The organism is Rhodopirellula sp. UH5 (assembly GCF_056839225.1).
Window position 1 is genome coordinate 1,339,715 of the sequence record NZ_CM166390.1, and the last position, 20,113, is coordinate 1,359,827.

20 protein-coding genes are annotated in these 20,113 nt (G+C 56.5%); 9 read left to right on the forward strand and 11 right to left on the reverse strand.

Translation table 11 applies throughout. The annotated features are described in order from the left end of the window. Nucleotides 1–426: 426 nt before the first annotated feature. On the reverse strand, nt 427–1,413 hold the full coding sequence (locus UH5x_RS04980) for an NAD(P)-dependent alcohol dehydrogenase (protein WP_482634933.1): 987 nt from the start codon (nt 1,411–1,413) through the stop codon (nt 427–429). 240 nt (nt 1,414–1,653) lie between these two features. Between UH5x_RS04980 and UH5x_RS04985 the strand changes: the two genes are divergently transcribed. Then, on the forward strand, nt 1,654–2,556 hold the full coding sequence (locus UH5x_RS04985; protein ID WP_482634934.1) for an SDR family oxidoreductase: 903 nt from the start codon (nt 1,654–1,656) through the stop codon (nt 2,554–2,556). Nucleotides 2,557–2,770: 214 nt separating this feature from the next. Here UH5x_RS04985 and UH5x_RS04990 read toward each other — a convergent pair whose 3' ends face one another. The 6 genes from UH5x_RS04990 to coxB all read right to left on the reverse strand — a co-directional run bounded on the left by UH5x_RS04990 (nt 2,771) and on the right by coxB (nt 9,113). Then, the gene (locus tag UH5x_RS04990; protein ID WP_236696121.1) at nt 2,771–3,115 is read right to left on the reverse strand and encodes a DUF3140 domain-containing protein; all 345 of its coding nucleotides are present in this window, start codon (nt 3,113–3,115) and stop codon (nt 2,771–2,773) included. A 205-nt stretch (nt 3,116–3,320) separates the two neighbouring features. Then, nucleotides 3,321–4,415 carry a c-type cytochrome gene (locus UH5x_RS04995; protein WP_482634935.1) on the reverse strand — a complete coding sequence of 365 codons (1,095 nt, stop codon included), beginning with the start codon at nt 4,413–4,415 and terminating at the stop codon, nt 3,321–3,323. A gap of 42 nt (nt 4,416–4,457) precedes the next feature. Next, nucleotides 4,458–5,129 (reverse strand): cytochrome c oxidase assembly protein, encoded by a 672-nt coding sequence (locus UH5x_RS05000; RefSeq protein WP_047813649.1) that lies wholly within the window; start codon nt 5,127–5,129, stop codon nt 4,458–4,460. Beyond that, entirely contained in the window at nt 5,129–5,542 is a 414-nt protein-coding gene (locus tag UH5x_RS05005; RefSeq protein ID WP_482634936.1) for a transmembrane prediction, read from the reverse strand. The genes UH5x_RS05000 and UH5x_RS05005 overlap by 1 nt, the downstream gene beginning before the upstream one ends. Further along, nucleotides 5,542–8,043, reverse strand: coding sequence for a cytochrome c oxidase subunit I (gene ctaD / locus UH5x_RS05010; RefSeq protein ID WP_482634937.1), 2,502 nt, complete (start codon nt 8,041–8,043; stop codon nt 5,542–5,544). Before ctaD ends, UH5x_RS05005 begins: the two co-directional genes overlap by 1 nt. Then, nucleotides 8,040–9,113: a cytochrome c oxidase subunit II gene (gene coxB / locus UH5x_RS05015; protein WP_482634938.1), complete on the reverse strand. Its 1,074-nt coding sequence runs from the start codon at nt 9,111–9,113 to the stop codon at nt 8,040–8,042. The genes ctaD and coxB overlap by 4 nt, the downstream gene beginning before the upstream one ends. Before the next feature lie 152 nt (nt 9,114–9,265). On the opposite strand from coxB, the gene UH5x_RS05020 reads away from it, so the two are divergent. Next, nucleotides 9,266–9,784 (forward strand): MgtC/SapB family protein, encoded by a 519-nt coding sequence (locus UH5x_RS05020; protein ID WP_047813652.1) that lies wholly within the window; start codon nt 9,266–9,268, stop codon nt 9,782–9,784. A 20-nt stretch (nt 9,785–9,804) separates the two neighbouring features. Here UH5x_RS05020 and UH5x_RS05025 read toward each other — a convergent pair whose 3' ends face one another. The 4 genes from UH5x_RS05025 to UH5x_RS05040 all read right to left on the reverse strand — a co-directional run bounded on the left by UH5x_RS05025 (nt 9,805) and on the right by UH5x_RS05040 (nt 11,881). Further along, nucleotides 9,805–10,425, reverse strand: a complete 621-nt coding sequence (locus tag UH5x_RS05025) for a DedA family protein (protein ID WP_482634939.1) — start codon at nt 10,423–10,425, stop codon at nt 9,805–9,807. A 32-nt stretch (nt 10,426–10,457) separates the two neighbouring features. Next, the gene (locus UH5x_RS05030; RefSeq protein WP_047813654.1) at nt 10,458–10,928 is read right to left on the reverse strand and encodes a response regulator; all 471 of its coding nucleotides are present in this window, start codon (nt 10,926–10,928) and stop codon (nt 10,458–10,460) included. After that, nucleotides 10,921–11,418, reverse strand: a complete 498-nt coding sequence (locus UH5x_RS05035) for a nucleoside deaminase (RefSeq protein WP_482634940.1) — start codon at nt 11,416–11,418, stop codon at nt 10,921–10,923. The genes UH5x_RS05030 and UH5x_RS05035 overlap by 8 nt, the downstream gene beginning before the upstream one ends. A 280-nt stretch (nt 11,419–11,698) precedes the next feature. Then, nucleotides 11,699–11,881, reverse strand: coding sequence for a zinc ribbon domain-containing protein (locus tag UH5x_RS05040; protein ID WP_047813819.1), 183 nt, complete (start codon nt 11,879–11,881; stop codon nt 11,699–11,701). Nucleotides 11,882–12,174: 293 nt separating this feature from the next. Between UH5x_RS05040 and UH5x_RS05045 the strand changes: the two genes are divergently transcribed. The 7 genes from UH5x_RS05045 to UH5x_RS05075 all read left to right on the forward strand — a co-directional run bounded on the left by UH5x_RS05045 (nt 12,175) and on the right by UH5x_RS05075 (nt 20,067). Then, nucleotides 12,175–12,393, forward strand: coding sequence for a hypervirulence associated TUDOR domain-containing protein (locus UH5x_RS05045; protein ID WP_047813820.1), 219 nt, complete (start codon nt 12,175–12,177; stop codon nt 12,391–12,393). Between the two features lie 76 nt (nt 12,394–12,469). Continuing rightward, nucleotides 12,470–13,276 carry an SDR family oxidoreductase gene (locus UH5x_RS05050; RefSeq protein ID WP_482634941.1) on the forward strand — a complete coding sequence of 269 codons (807 nt, stop codon included), beginning with the start codon at nt 12,470–12,472 and terminating at the stop codon, nt 13,274–13,276. A gap of 54 nt (nt 13,277–13,330) precedes the next feature. Beyond that, nucleotides 13,331–13,825, forward strand: a complete 495-nt coding sequence (gene dps / locus UH5x_RS05055) for a DNA starvation/stationary phase protection protein Dps (RefSeq protein ID WP_482634942.1) — start codon at nt 13,331–13,333, stop codon at nt 13,823–13,825. Nucleotides 13,826–13,926: 101 nt separating this feature from the next. Beyond that, nucleotides 13,927–14,199, forward strand: coding sequence for a GlsB/YeaQ/YmgE family stress response membrane protein (locus UH5x_RS05060; protein ID WP_047813657.1), 273 nt, complete (start codon nt 13,927–13,929; stop codon nt 14,197–14,199). A gap of 160 nt (nt 14,200–14,359) precedes the next feature. Beyond that, a complete protein-coding gene (locus UH5x_RS05065) occupies nt 14,360–14,842 on the forward strand; it encodes a pyridoxamine 5'-phosphate oxidase family protein (RefSeq protein WP_047813658.1) in 483 nt (160 codons plus the stop codon). 919 nt (nt 14,843–15,761) lie between these two features. Next, nucleotides 15,762–16,763: an amidohydrolase family protein gene (locus tag UH5x_RS05070; protein ID WP_482634943.1), complete on the forward strand. Its 1,002-nt coding sequence runs from the start codon at nt 15,762–15,764 to the stop codon at nt 16,761–16,763. A 1,129-nt stretch (nt 16,764–17,892) separates the two neighbouring features. Next, nucleotides 17,893–20,067 (forward strand): right-handed parallel beta-helix repeat-containing protein, encoded by a 2,175-nt coding sequence (locus tag UH5x_RS05075; protein ID WP_482634944.1) that lies wholly within the window; start codon nt 17,893–17,895, stop codon nt 20,065–20,067. The last annotated feature ends 46 nt before the right edge of the window (nt 20,068–20,113 follow it).

The window sequence follows — 20,113 nt, forward strand, 5'->3', positions numbered from 1 at the left end:
GGGAAATTGATTGAATGATTGAAGGATTTTTTCCGTGTTTCCTTGTTCCCAGGCTCTACCTGGGAACACACTGTCTTGGAGGCTCCGCCTCCCGATTCTGTCTCAGCAGGCAGGGTATGTCGATTGATGAAGGACAGCATTTGGTAGTGGCCGAGGCAACAAGTCCCTTGCGTGGGAAAGGACTCGTCGCCTCGTCCACTACGGTTCAGGTCCTGGGCGAAGGACGCCTGGAAGAACGTCACTAATAAAATCGACGTCCCTTGCCCTGGGCTGTCATAGGGCTGCCCTGTTGGGGCGAAGTCATGCAACGGAACTTGCGCAAACCATTGGACCCCGCTCCACCAAACCTTTCACAGTCCAGAATGATGCCCAAACGGCTCACACGGTTCTGTTCGATCGTTCCTACCTGCTTGGAACGACCCGAGATCACAGCCCACTGCCGTCAGCGGTCAGCACAACTTTGCCGCGTTCCACTCCGTTTTCCACATGCTTGTGTGCTTGGCTCAATTGAGAAAACGGATAGATCGCGTCGATGGTGATCTCCAGTTCGCCCCGTTGATGCATCGTGATCAGCGTCCGTAAATCGTCCGCATTCGGTTTCGCCAACATCACTGTCCCCGACTTTGACAACGGCCAAGTCACCAAAGTCATCAACATGCCTTTCACGTCGGGCTCCGTCGACACATAACGCCCACCCTCCTTGAGCACCTGCTTGACATCCCAGTAGTCCGATTTTCCCGCCGCGTCGAAGATCAAATCCCAGCGTTCGGATGAGTTGGCAAAATCCGTTGTTTCGTAGTTGTAAAAGTGGTCCGCCCCGAGTGACCGGCAAAAATCTTCGTTGTCCCCGCTTGCGACGGCATCCACATGGCAATCGTAGGATTTTGCAATTTGCACTGCAAACATCCCGACACCACCGCTCGCGCCATTGATCAACACCTGCTTGCCTTTCGCAATGCCCCCGTGATCTCGGAGAGACTGGAGCGCAGTCGTGCCCGCAAGCGGAATGGCGGCGGCTTCATTGAAGCTCATCGAATCGGGAATCGCAGCGGTCACATCAATCGCTGCGACAGCGAAGTCAGCACAGGCTCCACCTCGCATCGTATCCAGGAACGCAACCACTCGATCTCCAACCGCAAAGGGTCCGTCGCCGGCGCAATCCGCGATCACCCCCGCGACGTCGTAGCCGGGAACCCGAGGAAACCCGCCCGGCAACAACCCTTTCATCTCGCCGCTCCGCAATCGGTAGTCGATTGGATTGACACTGGACGCTCGCACGTCAATCAGCACCTGCCCTGGCAAGCGTTCCGGGATTGGAACGACGCCGGGATGCAACACAGTTGCGTCGCCGTAGTCCTCGTAGACCATCGCGTTCATGGTTTGGCGGTCATTCAGCGTTGCTGCATCAGTCATGACGTTTTCTCTCGAGTCTCGTTGGTTGTTTTTGATTTCTTGTTCCGCGAGCGTTCATTGTGCTCGCGAAACTGCCAGTTTCATCACTGCAACTGGTGTACCGGGCAGGTGAGAGAATCGCCGCAACCGAGAACAACACCTGCCACCCCAATCCTGCATTTCCCGGAACGTTGTTTGCATCTCGGATGAAGGACAAATCGCACCTCTCCCCCTTCCACAAAAAAGCGTCTGGAATAAATCATGACCACCGCCACCCAACAACGCGTGCAGCTCGTCGATCCGCGAGAAGCATACGCGAAACCTCCGTTCAACGACCAGCAACCAATGGAGATGCCAGGCAGCACGGAGAAGATGCACCCCTCTCCCAATCATGGCGAAGACAGCTACCAAGGCTCTGGCAAATTGCAGGGCCTGAACGCTCTGATCACTGGCGGCGACAGCGGCATCGGTCGTGCGATCGCGATTTGCTACGCTCGAGAGGGAGCCAACGTCGCGATCAACTATCTCTCAGAAGACGCCGATGCAAAGCAAACAGCAGAAGTCGCAAAGCAATCCGGCGTCGATGTCTCCGTGATTCGCGGCGATCTTCGCGAAGAATCCTTTTGCAACGAATTGGTGGAGAAGACTCGCGAAGAACACGGTGCGATTGACATTCTCGTCAACAACGCGGCCTACCAGGAAACCGCCAATGACGTCGACGAATTCTCAACGGAACTGTTCGACCGCATCTTCAAAACCAACGTTTATGCGCCCTTTTGGCTCTCGCGCGCCGTGATGAAACACTTGCCACCAGGGGGGAGCATCATCAACACGGTTTCGATTCAAGGCTACGACCCTTCGCCGTACCTGCTGCCGTATGCTTCCACGAAATCCGCCCTGCTGGGAATGACCAAAGGACTGGCCAAACTGGCGATGGACCATGGGGTGCGGGTCAACGCGGTCGCACCAGGTCCCGTCTGGACGCCGCTGATTCCCGGCTCGATGCCAGAAGAAAAGTTCAAGGAATTTGGAGCCAACAGCCTCTTTGGACGTCCGGCTCAACCGATCGAGTTGGCACCGTTGTACGTCTGGTTGGCCAGTCCCGACGCAAGCTATGTCACCGGCGAAGTCTTCGGGTGCACTGGCGGTCGCACACCCGTCTGACACTGGCGGCATGTCGCCACTTGGCCGGACACTCTCAAACGTCTAAGCAGGTAGGCAGGAGTGATCAGGCAGAACCATGTGAGCCATTCGGCGTTAGCCCCGGTTGTACGTGGGAACAGTGGCGTTTGCGATGACAGTTCAAATGCCAACAGACTCCTGCCAACCTGCTTAAACGCGAGGCCGGCTCACCCGATCGGCGAGCCGACCTTGCTTTCTACTTCGATGGATCGTGGCCCCAATTCTTGAGGCTGTAGCACCAGTCCGTTTCTGAAACATCCCCATCGGGTTCTTGCGCCGCGTGCCGCTTGATGTACCCACAAACCTTTTGCATGTGATCCAATTGCTCGTCTGAAAGCTCCGACTTGTTCGTGCGTTTGATTTCGATGATCTTGCGAGCGGATTGCCGACCGACAGACTCTTCGGCACCGTCTTTCGTTTGCCCGACTGATTTGGACTCGTCGGTCTCCAACCAATCCTCGATCTCTTTGGGCTGCATGTTGACGAGGTCGTAGAACTCTTCATAGATTTCTTCTTGCTTCTCAGACAAGCTGGTCGCCATGATCAGATCTTCCATTGCGGGATGTGTGTGGTGAACGAACACGTCTTCCTCGCTGCAACCGAAGGAATTCAGCGATAGCAGCCTACTGATTCAATACGTTTCGCAGATTTCGCGATCAGCCGATGGGCTTTCACCCACGGTCACGGGAGACAAACCGGACGCGATCGTGTTCCGGCTGACTAAAGCGACAGGCCAATAGGCCGATTCATTTCTCCGAACGTTTGTCGGACGTGGGCAAGGAAGCGTAGAAGGCTGCCAAATCGGAACGATCTCGCTCGGACAGCTTGTCTGCGATCGGATGCATCAAACGTGCCGTTTGTGTCCCACCACGTGCTCGCTTCTCAAACAGTTCCAACTGTCGCTGCAGATACCACTTCGACTGCCCCGACAAACTTGGATAATCATCACGTCGGTTCTCCAAATCCGGTCCGTGGCACTTCTGACAAGAAGGAATTTTTCGACCGCGATCACCACGCATCGCGAGCTCACGGCCGCGATCAATCGCAGCCTGATCCGGAATCGCTTCGTCAACTCTGGACCGCACATCGGCTGGATTCATCTCGACATAGTGCTTGGACAAAGCTTCAATCTCTTGATCGGTCAGATCATGACACACCGGCATCATCACACCGCTGGTACGTTCGGAGGATCGGAACGCGATCAACGATTGACGAAGATACGCTTCTCCTTGCCCCGTCAGATGCGGAACCTGCTTGCCCGCTCGACTGCCCCCATCCACGCCATGACAATCAACGCAAGCTTGAAGGAGAGGCAGCTTCGCAAGTGCAGACAGATCGCTCTCTGATCGTTCCGCATGAAAGCTACCGCGATCGTCCTTCAATGCTTGTCGCAAATAGGCGACCACCGGCCAGATCTCGTCGCCTCGTGTTGGAACAGGCCAAGCGGGCATGCCAGCGAACTTGATTCCATGTTGGATGATGTAGTGCAGTTCCCTCGGTTCTTTCTCTAGCAGTGATCGGTCCAGTCTCGGCGGTGTCGGCGTCATCCCCTTGGCAACGGGCGGTTGTTCTTTCCCGGGCAAACCATGACAGGAACGACAATTGGTTTGGAAGATCTCGGCCCCCAATCGCACGTCCATCAGTTCACTGTCTTCGGGTGGCTCAGTCCCTCGAGAGTGAAAACTCACCGATCGGTCGCTTGCGAAATCGAGGAACCAACGTGTGACCTGCCAATGACCACTGCTCGCTTTCACCGGAACGACACCGCTTACCAAGACAACGCTGCCCAGAAACCCAAAAACGCAAGCTGCGAACAATGCTCGCTTCCAAGTCAACAACATGATTCGGCACCGTCACTCTGCTTTGAAAGATGAAACCCAGGATCATTCATGTGATGCACTCCCGCAATGCGTTTGGAAAGACGCAACGGAGAGCCGTGCTGAACCATTCTCACCATCGCCGACCAAATCCCTTGTGAGCCAAAGCCCTCCCGCCAAGAAAGCAATGCCGCCGACCACCAACATCACTGCTCCACCAAGGTGTTGGTCCGTGATCGGATCCAGCCATCCTGAATGATGATGTGAATAGAGAAGTCTTGGTGAGAGCGTCAGCAAGGCACCGAGCAACGTCATGTGCATCGAAGTCAACAGCAAACCAATCACACCCGCTCCACTGCGTGCCGGTGAGCGAGGCAACGAGCCCCCGAACGCAGAGATCCAAACCCACACGCCGGCAGCCAAGAACATGGATTGTTCGATCACAAAACCGATCAGGGAGTGACGAGCGAAGTGATGCAAGCCGGGAGCATGCCAAGCCCAAACGATCAACAGTTCGCCCACGGATGCTGGGATCGGTGAGAACAGACCAGGCACCTTCCGAACAGGATCCAACCTTGTCCCGGCTGCCGCAATCGCCAGCAGCGGCGACGCAACCGCAACCACCGCCATGTGCAACGTCATGTGCGCGGCGAAGGAAACCTGCGCGAGTTCAGGCAACGGTCCCAACCAAGCAAGTCCGAGCACAGCCCAGCCAAAATTCCACATCCACACTTTCATCAGTCGCAACTCCCAATCAACACGAACACCAAAGCCGTGAACAGCGTCGCGACGACACTCAACACTGACAACAAAAAGGCGGTGAATCCGAGGAAGTGAGTTCGATCCGTCGGATCGTCAAAGTCATACGGGACCGGCGGATCGCCGCGACGAAAGTTGCGGTAGCTCGCCCAACCAACCCATCCCATTGCGGGCAACGCGATCGCGGTGTAGATCGCAACGGAGAACTGCAACGGCCGCAGGTTGCCTGCCATCATCTTCTCACACCAAATCGCCGCGGTGATGTAACTCGCCAGAAAGTGAATGGCCCAAACCGTCGGCGAAATCGCAATCCACCACAAACGCATCCGCATCGGGCGCAGTCGCTCATGCTCATGCAGTGGAACAGCCTGCCGATTCACACGCTCACTCATCAAGCCACCCAAGGAAAGAGTGCCAACACCGATCCGGTGATCGCAACGGTCAGCAACAAAAAGTGCCACGCCAATGTGACGTTCACGATATCCGCGTCATGCTCGGCATCCATCTTCCCGAAGAGGCGCCGAGCCATGCAGTAAAGAAGCATCGTGGCACCGAGAATCAAATGTACGAAAGACCAGAGGACCAACACTCCGGTGGTCGAGCTATACACGTGCACCGTTGGATCCATCCCGTTGGAATGCGGTCCCCAAACAAGCGCCACGCCAGACGCCAGTGCGGCCGCCACCGCCAACGAGCTCGACGCATAAAACCCCAGAATGAAGTCGTTGTGATTCCAACGCCGCGCCATCACCACCGCGAACCACGCCACAGCCCCCAATCCAACCGAAACGAGGGGCCAAAGCGATCCTGCGCCGACAACAGGCTCGCCGTTCCAGTGTGCCGGGGGGAAGTCTTCGTGCACGGTCCAATAGAAGAAATACCCAAACACCAGCGAGATGAATGCTGTCATATCGCCCAGCATCGTGATGAACATCGCCCACCAACCCACCGCCGCGGGACCCGACACATAAAGTGGCAACGATTGGCCCAATCCAACCGGCTTGGTTTCTTTTTCAGGGATCTCTGCCGTCCCCGTCCACATCCAAGTCACGATCGTTGCGAACGAGAGCACGCTGCAACAACCGGCCAGCATCCACCAGTGATAGGTTGAAAAGATGAACACTCCACCGGTGAACACTGCCGCCCAAAAAGGCAAAAACGATGGCCCCGGAACACGCAAACACTGGATCAATTCCGCGTCCACCGCACTGGTCACCAACGTCTCTCGCCGCCCCTCCTCCGCATCGGCCAAGTAGAATTGTCCGGCATCAATCTCGGCCATCAGATTCTCTTGCTCCCACAGCGGGTATCTCGTTTCAATGATCGGTATGGAGCGAATACCCCAGGGATGATCAGGCACCTGCCCGCTCCACTCAAGCGTTCCCGCGTTCCAAACATTTCGCGGTACATATGGCTGGTTCCCCTTGGGGCGAAACACGTCCCAAAGCAGCACCACGAATCCCGCTCCCAACCCAAATGCGCCAATGGATGAGATCAAATTTGGCAATTCAAACCCCATTCCACCCGGGAATGTGTGGACCCGGCGAGGCATCCCAGTCAATCCCGCGAGGTGCATCGGAAAGAAGGCAACATTGAATCCGATCAACATCAACCAAAACGCGATGTTGCCCAGCCTTTCCGAAAGTCGCTTGCCCGTCACGAATGGGTAGTAGTAGTAAAATCCCGCAACGATTGGAAAAATCGTGCCACCGATCAACACGTAGTGCAGATGCCCAACGATGAAGTAAGTGTCGTGAGCTTGGTAATCAAACGGGGCGATCGCAACCATCACCCCTGTCAACCCGCCGATGATGAACGTCGCCAACCCGGCCAGCACAAACTTCAAACAGACATTGCGTTGGACACGGCCCACCAACAACGTCGCGATGAAACAGAAAATCTGCACGCCGGTGGGTATCGCCACCGCTTGGGACGCAGCGGAAAAGATGCCAATCGAGATCCCCGGCAATCCGGTCGTGAACATGTGGTGAACCCACAACCCAAAGCTCAAAAACCCGGTTCCCACCGCTGCCAGCACGATCCACCCATATCCAGCCATCGGCGTACGGGCGAACGTCGGAATGATCATCGCGACCAAGGCGATCGAAGGCAGGAAAACGATGTAGACCTCAGGATGTCCGAAGATCCAAAACAGGTGTTGCCAGAGCATCGGGTCGCCACCACGCTCGACATCAAAGAACGGCCAATCCATGGCTCGTTCCAATTCCATCAACAAATCACCAGCGATCAATGGTGGAAAGGCGAACAGAATCATGACCGCCACGACCAGGATGTACCAAGCGTAAAGCGGAATCAGATTCAATCGCATTCCCGGCGGCCGGCACTTCAAAACACCAACAATGAGTTCCACCGCTGCAGCAATGGAAGCAATTTCAATGAACGAAAGCCCCAGCAACCAAATGTCGGGCCCAATCCCCTCTTGGTACTCCGTTGTCATCGGTGGATACATGAACCAACCACCGCGGGGGCCAACGCCGAAAAACAGCGAGGCGCACACAAACACGCCACCAATCAAGAAGCACCAGTACCCGTAGGCTGACAACCTTGGGAACGGCAGGTCACGTGAGCCCAACATCTCGGGAAGCAGCATGATCGAGATCGCTTCCAAGATCGGCACGGCAAACAAGAACATCATGACGCTGCCGTGCATCGTGAAGATCTGATTGTACTGATCAGGTGTCAGCCAATGGTTGTCGGGCAACGCCAATTGAACCCGCATGATGAGCGCCAGCACACCGCCAAATAGAAAGAACGCAAACGCAGTGAGCGTGTACCACAGTCCCACTTCGCTGTTGTTGACCGCCGACCAATAACGCCAACCTTTGGGCGTTTCCCACGCTTTCAACAACCGCTTCGCTCTTGGATCATTCACTTCAATTCCCCCAAGTAGCGAACCAACGATTGCAGCTCGGCATCATCCAAGACTTCAAACGTAGGCATCTCCACTCCCGGTTTGATGCGATGAGTTTCGGTGACCCAGCGAGTCAGATTGTCCGGATTGTTTGGCATCACAGACGCACCGATGCTTCGGCGACTACCAAAGTGCGTCAAGTCGGGACCGACAACTCCGTCAGACGACGTTCCGCGAATCGCATGGCAAGCGCCACAACCGGACGACTCAAAGACGCGTTGACCTCGTTTCGCCAAGCCTGACATTTCGACCGCGGGCACTTTTTGTTGGCGTAGCCACTCGTCGTAATCCTCTCGTGACTCCACCATCACATCAAACGCCATCTGCGTGTGGGCCTCACCGCAGTATTCGGCGCACACACCGCGATAGACACCGATTCGATTGGGCACCAGCTTCAACCGATTTTCGCGACCAGGAATCATGTCGATCTTGCCGCCCAACGAAGGAATCCAAAACGCATGGATCACGTCGTCGCTCTTCAGCTTGAATTCGATGGGTTCGTTCACCGGCAAATGAATTTCGTTGGCGGTCTCCACTTTGTTTCCGTCTGTCGTTTGGTAGACAACTCGCCACCACCATCGAACCCCGGTGACCTCGATCACCTGGCTGCCATCCGGAGCCGGGCGTTGCAGCTCGGGCAACATCGCCAACCCGTACGTCAGGAGCGCCGTCAAAACCAATATTGGGAAAACTGCCCCGCCACCAATGACAAGCATTCGTGTCTTCTTCTGGTCATGCTGACCCGGGACCACAATCGCATAGACTGCTAACCCGACCACGATCAGCCAAATCAAACTTCCACCGAACAACATCACCCAAAACAAGTCCGCAATCGAATCGGCACCGACACCGGCGGGATCGAGAGCGGACTGGGAGGCAGCGAAGTTCATAGACGGTGGTCGATAAATGCTCAGCGGGATAGCAATTCGTCCAGTGACCATGCAACGCATGTTCGGATCGGTGGGACGCCAGATTGCGGTTGTCAGCAGCAATCGCCATGCCGGACAGGCTCGTGGACTGAACGTGTTCACCCGGAGATCACCAACGATGTCATGAGCTGAAGATACGTTGCAGGTACCGTTTGCCGGGGACGGCCCAAGGGGTGCTTCCCGCGACAGGTACCGGACACTGAGTTCACGACCGTTCTCAAGCAAGGGCACAATTTTTGCTCGGTGCAGAGCGCATGCTAGACAGTCTCGACATCACCCAATTGCAAACCATCGCTACCGCTGGTGGCCTGGGCGCTTTGCTGGGAATCGAACGTGAGTTCGCTCGCAAGCCCGCTGGAATCCGGACTCACATTTTCGTTTGCGCTGGATCATCGCTGATGATGCTGCTGGCTCAGGAAGCAGTGAATCACTTCCAATCTCGCGAGCCCGATTCGCTCCTCAGCGCGGACCCGATTCGTGTCCTTCAAGCGATCGTGGTTGGCATCAGTTTCCTAGGTGCCGGGACGATCGTTCATCAGAAAGGCGAACAGGTCGAAGGACTGACAACAGCGGCGAGCATTTTTCTGACGGCTGGCATCGGTGTCGCAACCGCTGTGGAACGAGTGGCACTGGCAACCAGCGTCGCGATCGCGGCCGTGTTCGTGCTTCTCATTGTGGGATGCATCGAACATCGCATCGCAAAGTGGGTGATTCGAAGGTCCAAAACGAGTTCGGCAAAGAATAGCTCAGAAGAGCCTCAAGACCGACGCTAAGCAGGTCGCCATCCATTCTCTCATCCGTGCGTTGTGCTACGGGCTCGCATACGACGTTGCTGAACCAACCGGTAGAGCCAGATCGCCACCATCAAAGCGATCACTCCTGTGCTGACCCAACTGAGCGGACCGGCGAGATCGCCGTAATTCTTACCGAGCCACCAGCCGATCACGGCCAACAGCGAGGTCCAAGCGACCGTCCCGACGGCGGTGTAAACGGAGAACTTGAAGGGGGGCATCTCTGCAAAGCCAGCGGGAACGCTGATCAACGTTCTCAAACCGGGAACCAAACGACACAAAAGCACGGCTGCGGCACCCCACTCTCCAAACCAACGATCGACCCGGTCAATGTCGTCACGGCTGATGGTCAGCCAGGCACCATGCTGATCCACCCACGCCGCCAAACGTTGTTTTCCGATTCGACGTGCGCCCCAGTACCACGCCCACGCCCCTGCAAAGGATCCAAGGCTACCGGAAACGACAACCGCGAGAAAAGAAGACTGTCCCTGGCTGACTGAGTATCCCGCCCAAGGCATCACCAACTCAGATGGAATGGGAGGGAACACGTTTTCTAGGAGCATCAACATTCCGACGCCGAACGCTCCAAACTGCTCCAAGACTGTTTCGATCCACTGATCCATGATTGATCAAATCCTCGCAAGTGACGTTTGTGTCAAAGACCAATCTCTTGACCAGCCGAAAATCGCTCATGCAGCCAACGGCTGGTGGCAACCATCTTCAGCGTGACGCTCAACCGTGAGACGGAGATTGGTTTCTGCAGGAAATACACCCCAACGTACTGCCGTGCTCTCCGAGCGACTGCCTTGCTTGCCAGCGTGCTCGTCACAATCACCGGCATGGTTGCCACTCGCTGATCCTTTGACCTCCGCATTGCATCGACCAAATCAAAGCCACTCCAATTTGGCATTTCGATGTCGGTGATCACAGCGTTGAAAGCCCGCTTGGACAACCATTCGAATGCTTCGCGACCGTCGGAAGCCTGCACGCTTTCAACCTGCAGGTCACTCAAAACTCTTGAGATGATCGTTCGCATCACGGCGACATCGTCCACGACCAAAACATTTCCCATGCCAATCGTTGGTAGCGGCAGTTCCTGGGCAACCTTCCAATTCAGTTCAACCATCGCCCTGATCCTTCCTTCGATGATTGATCAGAAGAGCCGAACAGTCATACTCCAAGACACCGCCGGTCAGTTCAATGGCCGGCGACAACTGACTTGCGAGATCACTGGCCTTCAATCCCAAGGTGCCGAAGTTGGCCGCCTCGATGGTTGCTGCGGACGCTCCATACGCAACTCGTTGGATCCCTGCCAACCCGATTGCAGCCAGACACATCGGGCAGGGCTCGCCGGTTGAAACGATCCATAAACCTGACAGGTCCGGCCCCCGAAGCTTTTTGGCAGCCTTCCCGATGGCCAGAATCTCTGCATGGGCTGTCGGATCACAGCGTGTGACCACTTGGTTGTGAGCAACGGCGATTTGCCTTCCGTCCTCGGTGAAGACGCCAGCACCAAACGGATGCTCGCCGCTGGCCACTCCCTCGATCGTCACCGACACAACAGACTTCATCCACTGGCGAAGCATATCGCTGCGAACTGCCGAGGATGAAGACATGGAATTAGATCAATAAGAAAGGATGAAAGTTTGAAATCAAGGCGACGCAAGTGTCGTGCCGCGATCGACCGCCAGCTGCATACCGCTCGTGGACCCAGCGTTTTCCACGGCGAAGCGTCAGGCGATGAACATCAAACCTGATCCTCCCTCACAGGAGAACTTCAACTGAACAAATCATCACAATCAGCGGGACACATGATCGCGTTCAAACGAACGCGACAACGCTTGCGGATGTGAAATGATCTGCAATCGACCGCGTCGCAAGAAAGGGAACCAAACACTACTTCCTGGGATCGTTCGCCGGCAAAGGCTCGTGCTTGGTCGGAGTGATCCCGCCCGGATGTTCGACGTAGATCTTCTCGCCGCATCGAGGGCAAGCCGGAACGCGATCATCCACCTGCTTCCCGCACCCGGGGCAAGGCGTGTGATTCAGAGGGGCGGTGTCTTGTTGAGTGTCGTTCATGACCATTGTCCGTGAGTGAAAGAATGCTGTGGGATCAATTCAGCCAAAACCCAGGCTGAACTGCCGCAGCGAAAGACGGCCGCGAAGGCATGCAATGAACCGTTTGCGTCCGCCTCTCCATCATCCGCAAGCGGCGAGCCAATCGTAACGGCATCACCTTTGGCCCGGCGTTTGCTTCCAAGTTTCTACCAGTCTGATCTTCGCAGTCTGAATCGTTTCCTGTGCTTCGCTCGGACTCAGCCCGCGACGTTCGAAACCGAAACACGTCTCCCCGAGAGCAGCCTGAACTTCTCATGAGCCAAAAATTCCAAGTCAACCAGTACGTCACGTGGAACTATGGCAGCGGAACCGCCAAGGGACAGATCAAAGAGTCCCACAAGGAGAAGGTGACGAAGACCATCAAGGGCAATGAGGTCACACGAAACGCCAGCGACGAAACACCTGCCTATTTCATCGAACAGGAAGACGGCGACCATGTTTTGAAAAGCGAAACCGAGCTGGAGGACGCCTGAGCAACTCGGGTCTCCTAACGCAACGCAACATCCAGCGGCAAGAGTCCGCTACCAAAGATCCTCATCACAGAATCCCATGAATCGCAAAGCAATCATCACCGGCGGCAGCACAGGCATTGGCCGCGCGACCGCTGTCGCCCTGGCTCAATCGGGGCATGACGTTGCAATCACCTACGCTCACAGCGAAGAAGAGGCCCAGCGCACTGCCAAAATGGTGCAAGCAACAGGACGTTCGTGCGTGATCAAACACTTGGATTTGACACATCCTGAAACCGCGAATCCAGTGGTTGATGAGATGGCCGACGAACTGGGTGGTTTGGACGTGTTCGTTAACAATGCCGGCATGATGGTCAACCAGACCATGCCAGATCTGGACGTTGCGACAGCACAGCGAATCTTCAACGTCAACACGATCGGTGCAACCTTGGCGATCCAGCGGGCCGTGCACCACATGTTGCCCGGTGGTTTGGACGGCGCCCCCAAAAGGACGCCTGGACGAATCATCGTCGTCACCAGCGTTCACGAAGCGATCGCCAGTCCAGTCGATACGCTGTACACCATGACCAAGCACGCTCTTGGCGGCCTGGTGAAATGTTTGGCATTGGATCTGACACCGCTCAACATCACGGTGAACTCCGTTGCCCCCGGTGAAATCGCGACACCAATGAACGACATGGATGCCGACGAGGCAAGCAGCTCGCCGCGTGAGGCAATTCCCGTCCGCCGAGTCGGTCATCCCGATGAAGTCGCGGCCGTCATCAACTTCTTGGCTGGCGAGCAAGCGGGATTCATCACCGGAGCACGCTGGCCGATCGACGGAGGCTTCGAAGCCGCCGCACCACTCGCTGCCACCGCTTTTCGCGAAGACTACTTGGCTCCCTAGCGAACTCCCTCCCGCTCATCTATTCCTTCTCCCACAAACCCAAGAGATTAAAGCATGTCCACCACAACCACGACAAAAACTCCGTTCAAACGTGAGATCCTCGAGGACGAAACGAACCAGGAAGTGACTTCCTTGTTGCAACACAACCTGACGGATTTGATTGACCTTGCCCTGCTGATGAAACAAGCCCACTGGAACGTGGTGGGACAGAATTTCCGCAGCATTCACTTGCAACTCGATGAAATCATAGAAACGGTACGTGCCGGAAGCGATGAAGTCGCGGAACGGATCGTTACCTTGGGTGTACCTGCCGATGGGCGCAGTTCGACCGTCGTCGCGGAAAGCGAACTGGAAGAATACCCCGGCGGTTTCGTCAAAGTGAGCGAAACCATTGCGAAGGTCGCCGACGCACTGAAGCAAATGATTGACTCGCTTCGAAGTGCCATCGAAAAGCTCGGTGAACTGGACGCCATCAGTGAAGACATGCTGATTGCCCTGTCCGGGGAACTCGAGAAACATCTGTGGATGTTGCAAGCCCAAGAAGTCTGACCTGGCGTCCCGAGTCTTTGCTCGTTGAAAACGACTCGCTTCCTTCGAAGTGAGTCCACCTCGTTTGAAGTTCACACATCGCTCTTGAAAGGAGCCCCACTATGTTAATTCCTATCATCGGCTGGATCATTTTCGGATTGATCGTTGGAGCCCTTGCTCGCCTCATCTATCCGGGTCGCCAAGACCTGGGAATGATCAAGACGACGCTGTTGGGCGTCGCAGGTTCGTTCGTCGGCGGATTCCTTGCCTTCCTACTATTCGGTGGGTCCGCCATGCAAGCGTCCGGATGGATCGGATCGATCATCGGTGCCGTCGCCGTGCTCGCCATCGCAACCCGTTGGAATCGGTCGCCTTCACAGACCCACATGCACTGATCCGCAAACGATTCGTGTGAACCGGATCGAATCACCGTTTCGAACTGCGAGAGGTTCCCACCTCTCGTTTTTTTGTGCGAAGGCATGATCTCAGGCATGTTGGCCTCCCATTTGCAACTCATGCCAGTCACGTAACTCGCCCCCGTTAGTAGGTACCAAGATGAACACTCAAAAGAAGCTGATTGAACTCATTCACGACTTCGACAATGCCATGCTCGTCACCAAGACCGATGATGGCGGGCTGGACGCTCGTCCGATGGCAATCGCCGAAGCGACCGACGACGGTCAACTCTGGTTTGTCACTAGTCGCAACTCCGGAAAAATCGCGGAATTGATGCTGGACCGTGACGTGGCGGTTACCCTGCAGGCGTCCAACAAATTCGTCACCTTGTCGGGGCAGTGCCGCGTCATCGATGACGCGGCCAAGCTGGACCAACTTTGGAAAGAAGCCTGGAAGGTTTGGTTCCCCGAAGGCAAGAACGATCCCAACATCACCTTGCTCCGCGTCGAACCCGACCATGGAGAGTACTGGGACAACAGCGGCTTCACCGGGATCAAGTACTTGCTGCGTGCGGGGAAAGCGTACGTCCAGGGCGAACGTGCCGAAACGGACGAAAAAATCAACGCCAGCGTCTCGTTGTAAGCAGGTCGGCAGGAATGATCGGGCATAATCCTGTGAGCCGTTTGGGCGTTCGCCCCGGTTGGACAATCTTTGGTGTCGACACAGCGTTTTTGTGGACAGTTTCTTGCCTGTCACCTCTCCCCCGACGAAGTTGGGGGAGAGGTCGGAGCGAGCGTTCAGCGAGATCCGGGTGAGGGGGCACGCGATGTGTGAAACGAGGCCAAAAAGGCGGTTTGCTGTGAATCGCCCCCTCACCCGAACAGGGCCTCCATCGGCCTGTTCGACCTCTCCCCCGACAAAGATGAGGGAGAGGTGACTTGTCGATGCGAGACAGAAACTTGCACACACCAGAAGCGCTGCAACCTCAAAGATTGAACAGCCCAGGACAGCCCCCAATGCTCCTTTCGAATACAGAGGTTGAGCCGTCAATGAGGTTTCAACGCAGGTAGCCTGTAGGATGGGCACTCTTGCCTTTTTGTACCCCACAACTTCTGGGAGCCGTTTGCGTTGTAAATACAGGCGTTTTGAAGCCAAACATCCCTTGCCCAAGAACCATTAGGCAGATACGCAGGTGTCATCGGGTATGTGAGCCGTTGGCGTTAGCCACGGTTTTCACGCACAACCGGGGCTAACGCCCAAACGGCTCACATGATTGTGCTTGATCATTCCTGCCGACCTGCTTCGTGTTCGATCAGCGGAGATTAGTGTTCCCTTGGCCGCTCTGGCGGAACACTAATCCACTCTGATCGGACACTAATCTTTGGTGTTTCGAGTTGTGGGGTATAAAAAGGCACTCTTGCCCGTCCAAGTTGCGGACGTCGGCCAAGAGTGGTCAACCTATTGCAAAATCGACTCGCCCTTTGCCAGCGGGCGGGGGTCGCAAGACGTCACGAACACGGCACTTCAAAATTGCATGACCTCTACACGGACCAGGAACAGCATGAGTGGTGAATCCTCATCCGATCGTTCGGCCTCGTCAGTCGAACACACGACCCGCCGTGGATTCATGGTGAGCACCGTTGCCATGGGAGCAATGGCGATGTCAGAGTCTGCAATCGCGGCACCAAGTCCGAAAGACGAGCCGATTCCAATCATCGATTGCCACATCCATCTCTTCGACGGGTCTCGTCCTCAGGGAGCGCCCTACGTAGGTCCGGGCGGTGACTCCCCCACCATTGCCATGCCAGCCGACTATCGGAAGCTGGCCGTTCCGTTGGGAATCACGGGTGCGATCAAGGTCGAAGCCAGCCCGTGGGTGGAAGACAACCTGTGGGCGCTTCAAGTCATGCAGTCGGACGACATGATGCTCGGGCTGGTCGGCAATCTGCAGCCGGAGAAACCGGACTTCGCCGAATTGTTGGTTCGCCACGCCAAGAACCCGTTGTTTCGTGGCATTCGGCACGGAACGCTGTGGGGCTACGATCTCCCGAAGATGGTCCAAGACGATGCATTCCTTCGAGGTATGCGTTTGCTGTCCGACCGGGATCTGTCGCTGGATGTTGCCAACCCGTCCGTGCCGTTGCTGGAAGCGGTCGTGAAGCTCAACGACAGCGTGCCGGATCTACGCATCATCATCGATCACCTGCCCCGGCTGGAACCCACCGCGGCCACTCAAACGGCTTACGACAATGTCCTGAGAGTTCTCCACCATCGAACGAACGTCTATGTCAAACTGTCGGGCGTGATTCATCGCATCGCTGGCAAGATCGTCAAGGACCTCGAGGTGCATCGCCCCAAACTAGATCGACTGATCGATGTGTTTGGAGACGACCGAATCCTGTTTGGCAGCGACTGGCCGAACAGCGACGGTGCTGCACCTCTGGATCAGATCGTGAGCATCGTCCAAGACCACTTCGCTGACAAACCGCGTGAACTCCAAGAAAAGTACTTCTGGAAGAACTCCCTCGCGGCTTACAAGTGGAAAGTGAACGAGGATCGCTGAAGCTGGTAGGCCAGGCCAACGCGCCACCTCGTGCGACTCCCCCGCTCGTCCCCAGGCTCCCGCCTGGGAACGCCATGCACCGCAGGCTCCCGCCTGCCGAATCAAACTCGCGAGGCAGGAGCCTCCAATCCAGCGTGTCCCCAGGCAGAGCCTGGGAACAAGATCTCGCACGCTCGTCCCCAGGCTCCCGCCTGGGAACGCCATGCACCGCAGGCTCCCGCCTGCCGAATTAAACTCGCGAGGCAGGAGCCTCCAAACCAGCGTGTCCCCAGGCAGAGCCTGGGAACAAGATCCACGCTCGTCCCCAGGCTTCCGCCTGGGAACGCCATGCACCGCGGGCTCCCGCCTGCCGAATCAAACTCGCGAGGCAGGAGCCTCCAAGCCAGTCTGTCCCCAGGCAGAGCCTGGGAACAAGACCCACGCTCGTCCCCAGGCTCCCGCCTGGGAACGCCATGCACCGCAGGCTCCCGCCTGCCGAATCAAACTCACGAGGCAGGAGCCTCCAAGCCAGTGTTTCCCCAGGCAGAGCCTGGGAACAAGATCTCCCCCGCTCGTCCCCAAGCTCCCGCCTGGGAACGCCATGCACCGCAGGCTCCCGCCTGCCGAATCAAACTCGCCAGGCAGGAGCCTCCAAACCAGTGTGTCCCCAGGCAGAGCCTGGGAACAAGATCTCGCACGCTCGTCCCCAGGCTTCCGCCTGGGAACGCCATGCACCGCAGGCTCCCGCCTGCCGAATCAGACTCGCGAGGCAGGAGCCTCCAAACCAGCGTGTCCCCAGGCAGAGCCTGGGAACAAGACCCACGCTCGTCCCCAGGCTCCCGCCTGGGAACGCCATGCACCGCAGGCTCCCGCCTGCCGAATTAAACTCGCGAGGCAGGAGCCTCCAAACCAGCGTGTCCCCAGGCAGAGCCTGGGAACAAGATCTCCCCCGCTCGTCCCCAGGCTCCCGCCTGGGAACGCCATGCACCGCAGGCTCCCGCCTGCCAAATCAAACTCGCGAGGCAGGAGCCTCCAAGCCAGTGTGTCCCCAGGCAGAGCCTGGGGACAAGAAGATTCCGCTAACATGGTGGGTGAAGTTAGCTCACCACCTCACTGCCATTCTTGCCCCTTCATCCCCAGAACATCTTGAATGAGAACCACTGCTTGCCTGTTGCTGGCCCTGCTGACCATGTCGAACATCGCCCACTGCGACTGGAACCTGCATGTCGCGGCCGATGCGAGTGCCGGAGGAAAGGGAAGTCAGAAGCAACCATTTCGATCGCTGACCGAGGCACGCGACGCGATCCGTGCGGCCAGAGACTCCGGCGCGATACCAACGGACTCACCCGTGGTCGTTCACATCGGGGCTGGTACTTATCCTCTGGATCAGTCATTTGAGTTGACCAAGGCGGACAGCGGCACAGCAGAATCGCCTGTCGTCTATCGAGCGGTCCAGATCGGTGCCGCCCAACTTCATGGCGGCATCCAACTGAAACCAGGTGACTTCCGATCGGTCACTGACGGTGAAATGGAGAAGCGGTTGGATCCTTCGGCACGCGAACTCGTGCGAGTTTGTGATCTTAAAAATTTCCCCGGGGAGTTCCAGGCATTCAGCGACGCATTCCGTGGCGTCTCGACCGGGCCATGGCTGTACATCAACGGGCAACCGATGGAACTGGCTCGCTGGCCGAACAAGGACGCTGCGAATGGCGGTTGGGCGGGTTTCTCGAAAGTGATTGACACGGGCTTGCCACAACCCGATGCAAAGAACGAATCCTTGCGCAAGCCTCATCCGGGCTCATTTCAGTTTGAGAACACTCGTCCAAGCAAGTGGAACATCGACCAGGGTGTGTGGCTGCGAGGGTACTGGACACACGATTGGTTTGACGAAGTCATCCGCGTGGCCTCCTACGATCATTCAACGAAGGCGATTCGCTTGGCCAAACCGCACAACTACGGAATCATGGGCGGCACATGGGGCAAGGCAGAACGACGATTTCATGCGATCAATGTCTTCGAGGAACTCGATGCTCCAGGCGAATGGTACCTCGACCGATCGCAGAAAAAGCTCTACGTCTACCCTCCGGCCGACTTTCAAAGTGCGAACATTGACTTGGCTGTCCTCGCCTCTCCGATGGTGAAAATGAGTGACACCCAGTATGTGACGCTCGAAGGTTTGACGTTGCAGTTCAGCTTCAGCGACGCGATGGTCTTGCGGAACGCGGAGCACGTCACGATCAAGAATTGCACAGTAGCGAATCACGCCCGTTCAGGAATTTCGATCATTGGCAGTCACAACGAAGTCCGTTCCTGTCATCTGCACAACCTGGGAACGTCAGGCATCTCGGTCAACGGCGGTGATCGACGGACGCTCACGCCCGCCAACAATCGCATCGTCAACAACCACATCCATGACTATGCCAAATTCATACGGACCTACCAGCCTGGCGTGAGTGTCCAGGGGTGTGGGCAAATCGTTCGCAACAACTTGATCCACGACGCCCCTCACAATGCGGTGACCTACGGCGGCAACGAACACTTGATCGAACGGAATGAGGTCCACCACGTTGTGATGGAAACAGGCGATTCGGGCGCGTTCTACACGGGACGTGATTGGACCAGTCGCGGCAATGTACTACGCCACAACTACATCCACGATCTGGGAGGTGGTGACGACAAGCACATCAACACGATGGGAATCTACCTGGACGACTGCGATTGCGGCGACACAATTGAAGGCAACGTGTTCTACCGAGCTGGTCGCGCGATCATGATTGGCGGCGGCCGCGACAACCCGGTCATCAACAATCTGATCATCGACTGCCCGATTGGATTGCACATGGATGCCCGCGGGATGACCTGGAAGCAGTGGAACAATCCCGACTACCCCAGTTGGCGTCTGGAAGCAAAGGCGGAGAAATTCAATTACCAGCATCCGCCTTGGAGCAACCGCTACCCACACCTCGCGAAGATCATGCAGGACTCGCCCCGGGAACCGCTCTACAATCCGATCCGTCGCAACATCTTTGTCGACGTTTCCAAGCAAGTCTGCAGCTTCGATGGAAACGTCAAGAAATTGCTCGATCAGTTTGAGATCTCTGACAACCTCGTTGTCAACACAACGGGAGCGTCCGAAGGGATTGCGACCGCGGCTGGCATCCAAGGGTTCACAAATCTTGGCGGTGTTGGAATCCCCTTTCCCGCCGGATTCAAAAATGCCACCCGCCAAGACTTCCAACTGCAATCGGACTCCAACATTTTGAAAGAGCTGCCGACCTTTGAGCGGATCCCCATGGATCAAATTGGTTTGCAGCCTGACCACTGAACTTTGCCTCGCCCCACAACCGAAACACCATTGGATCGAAGAATGC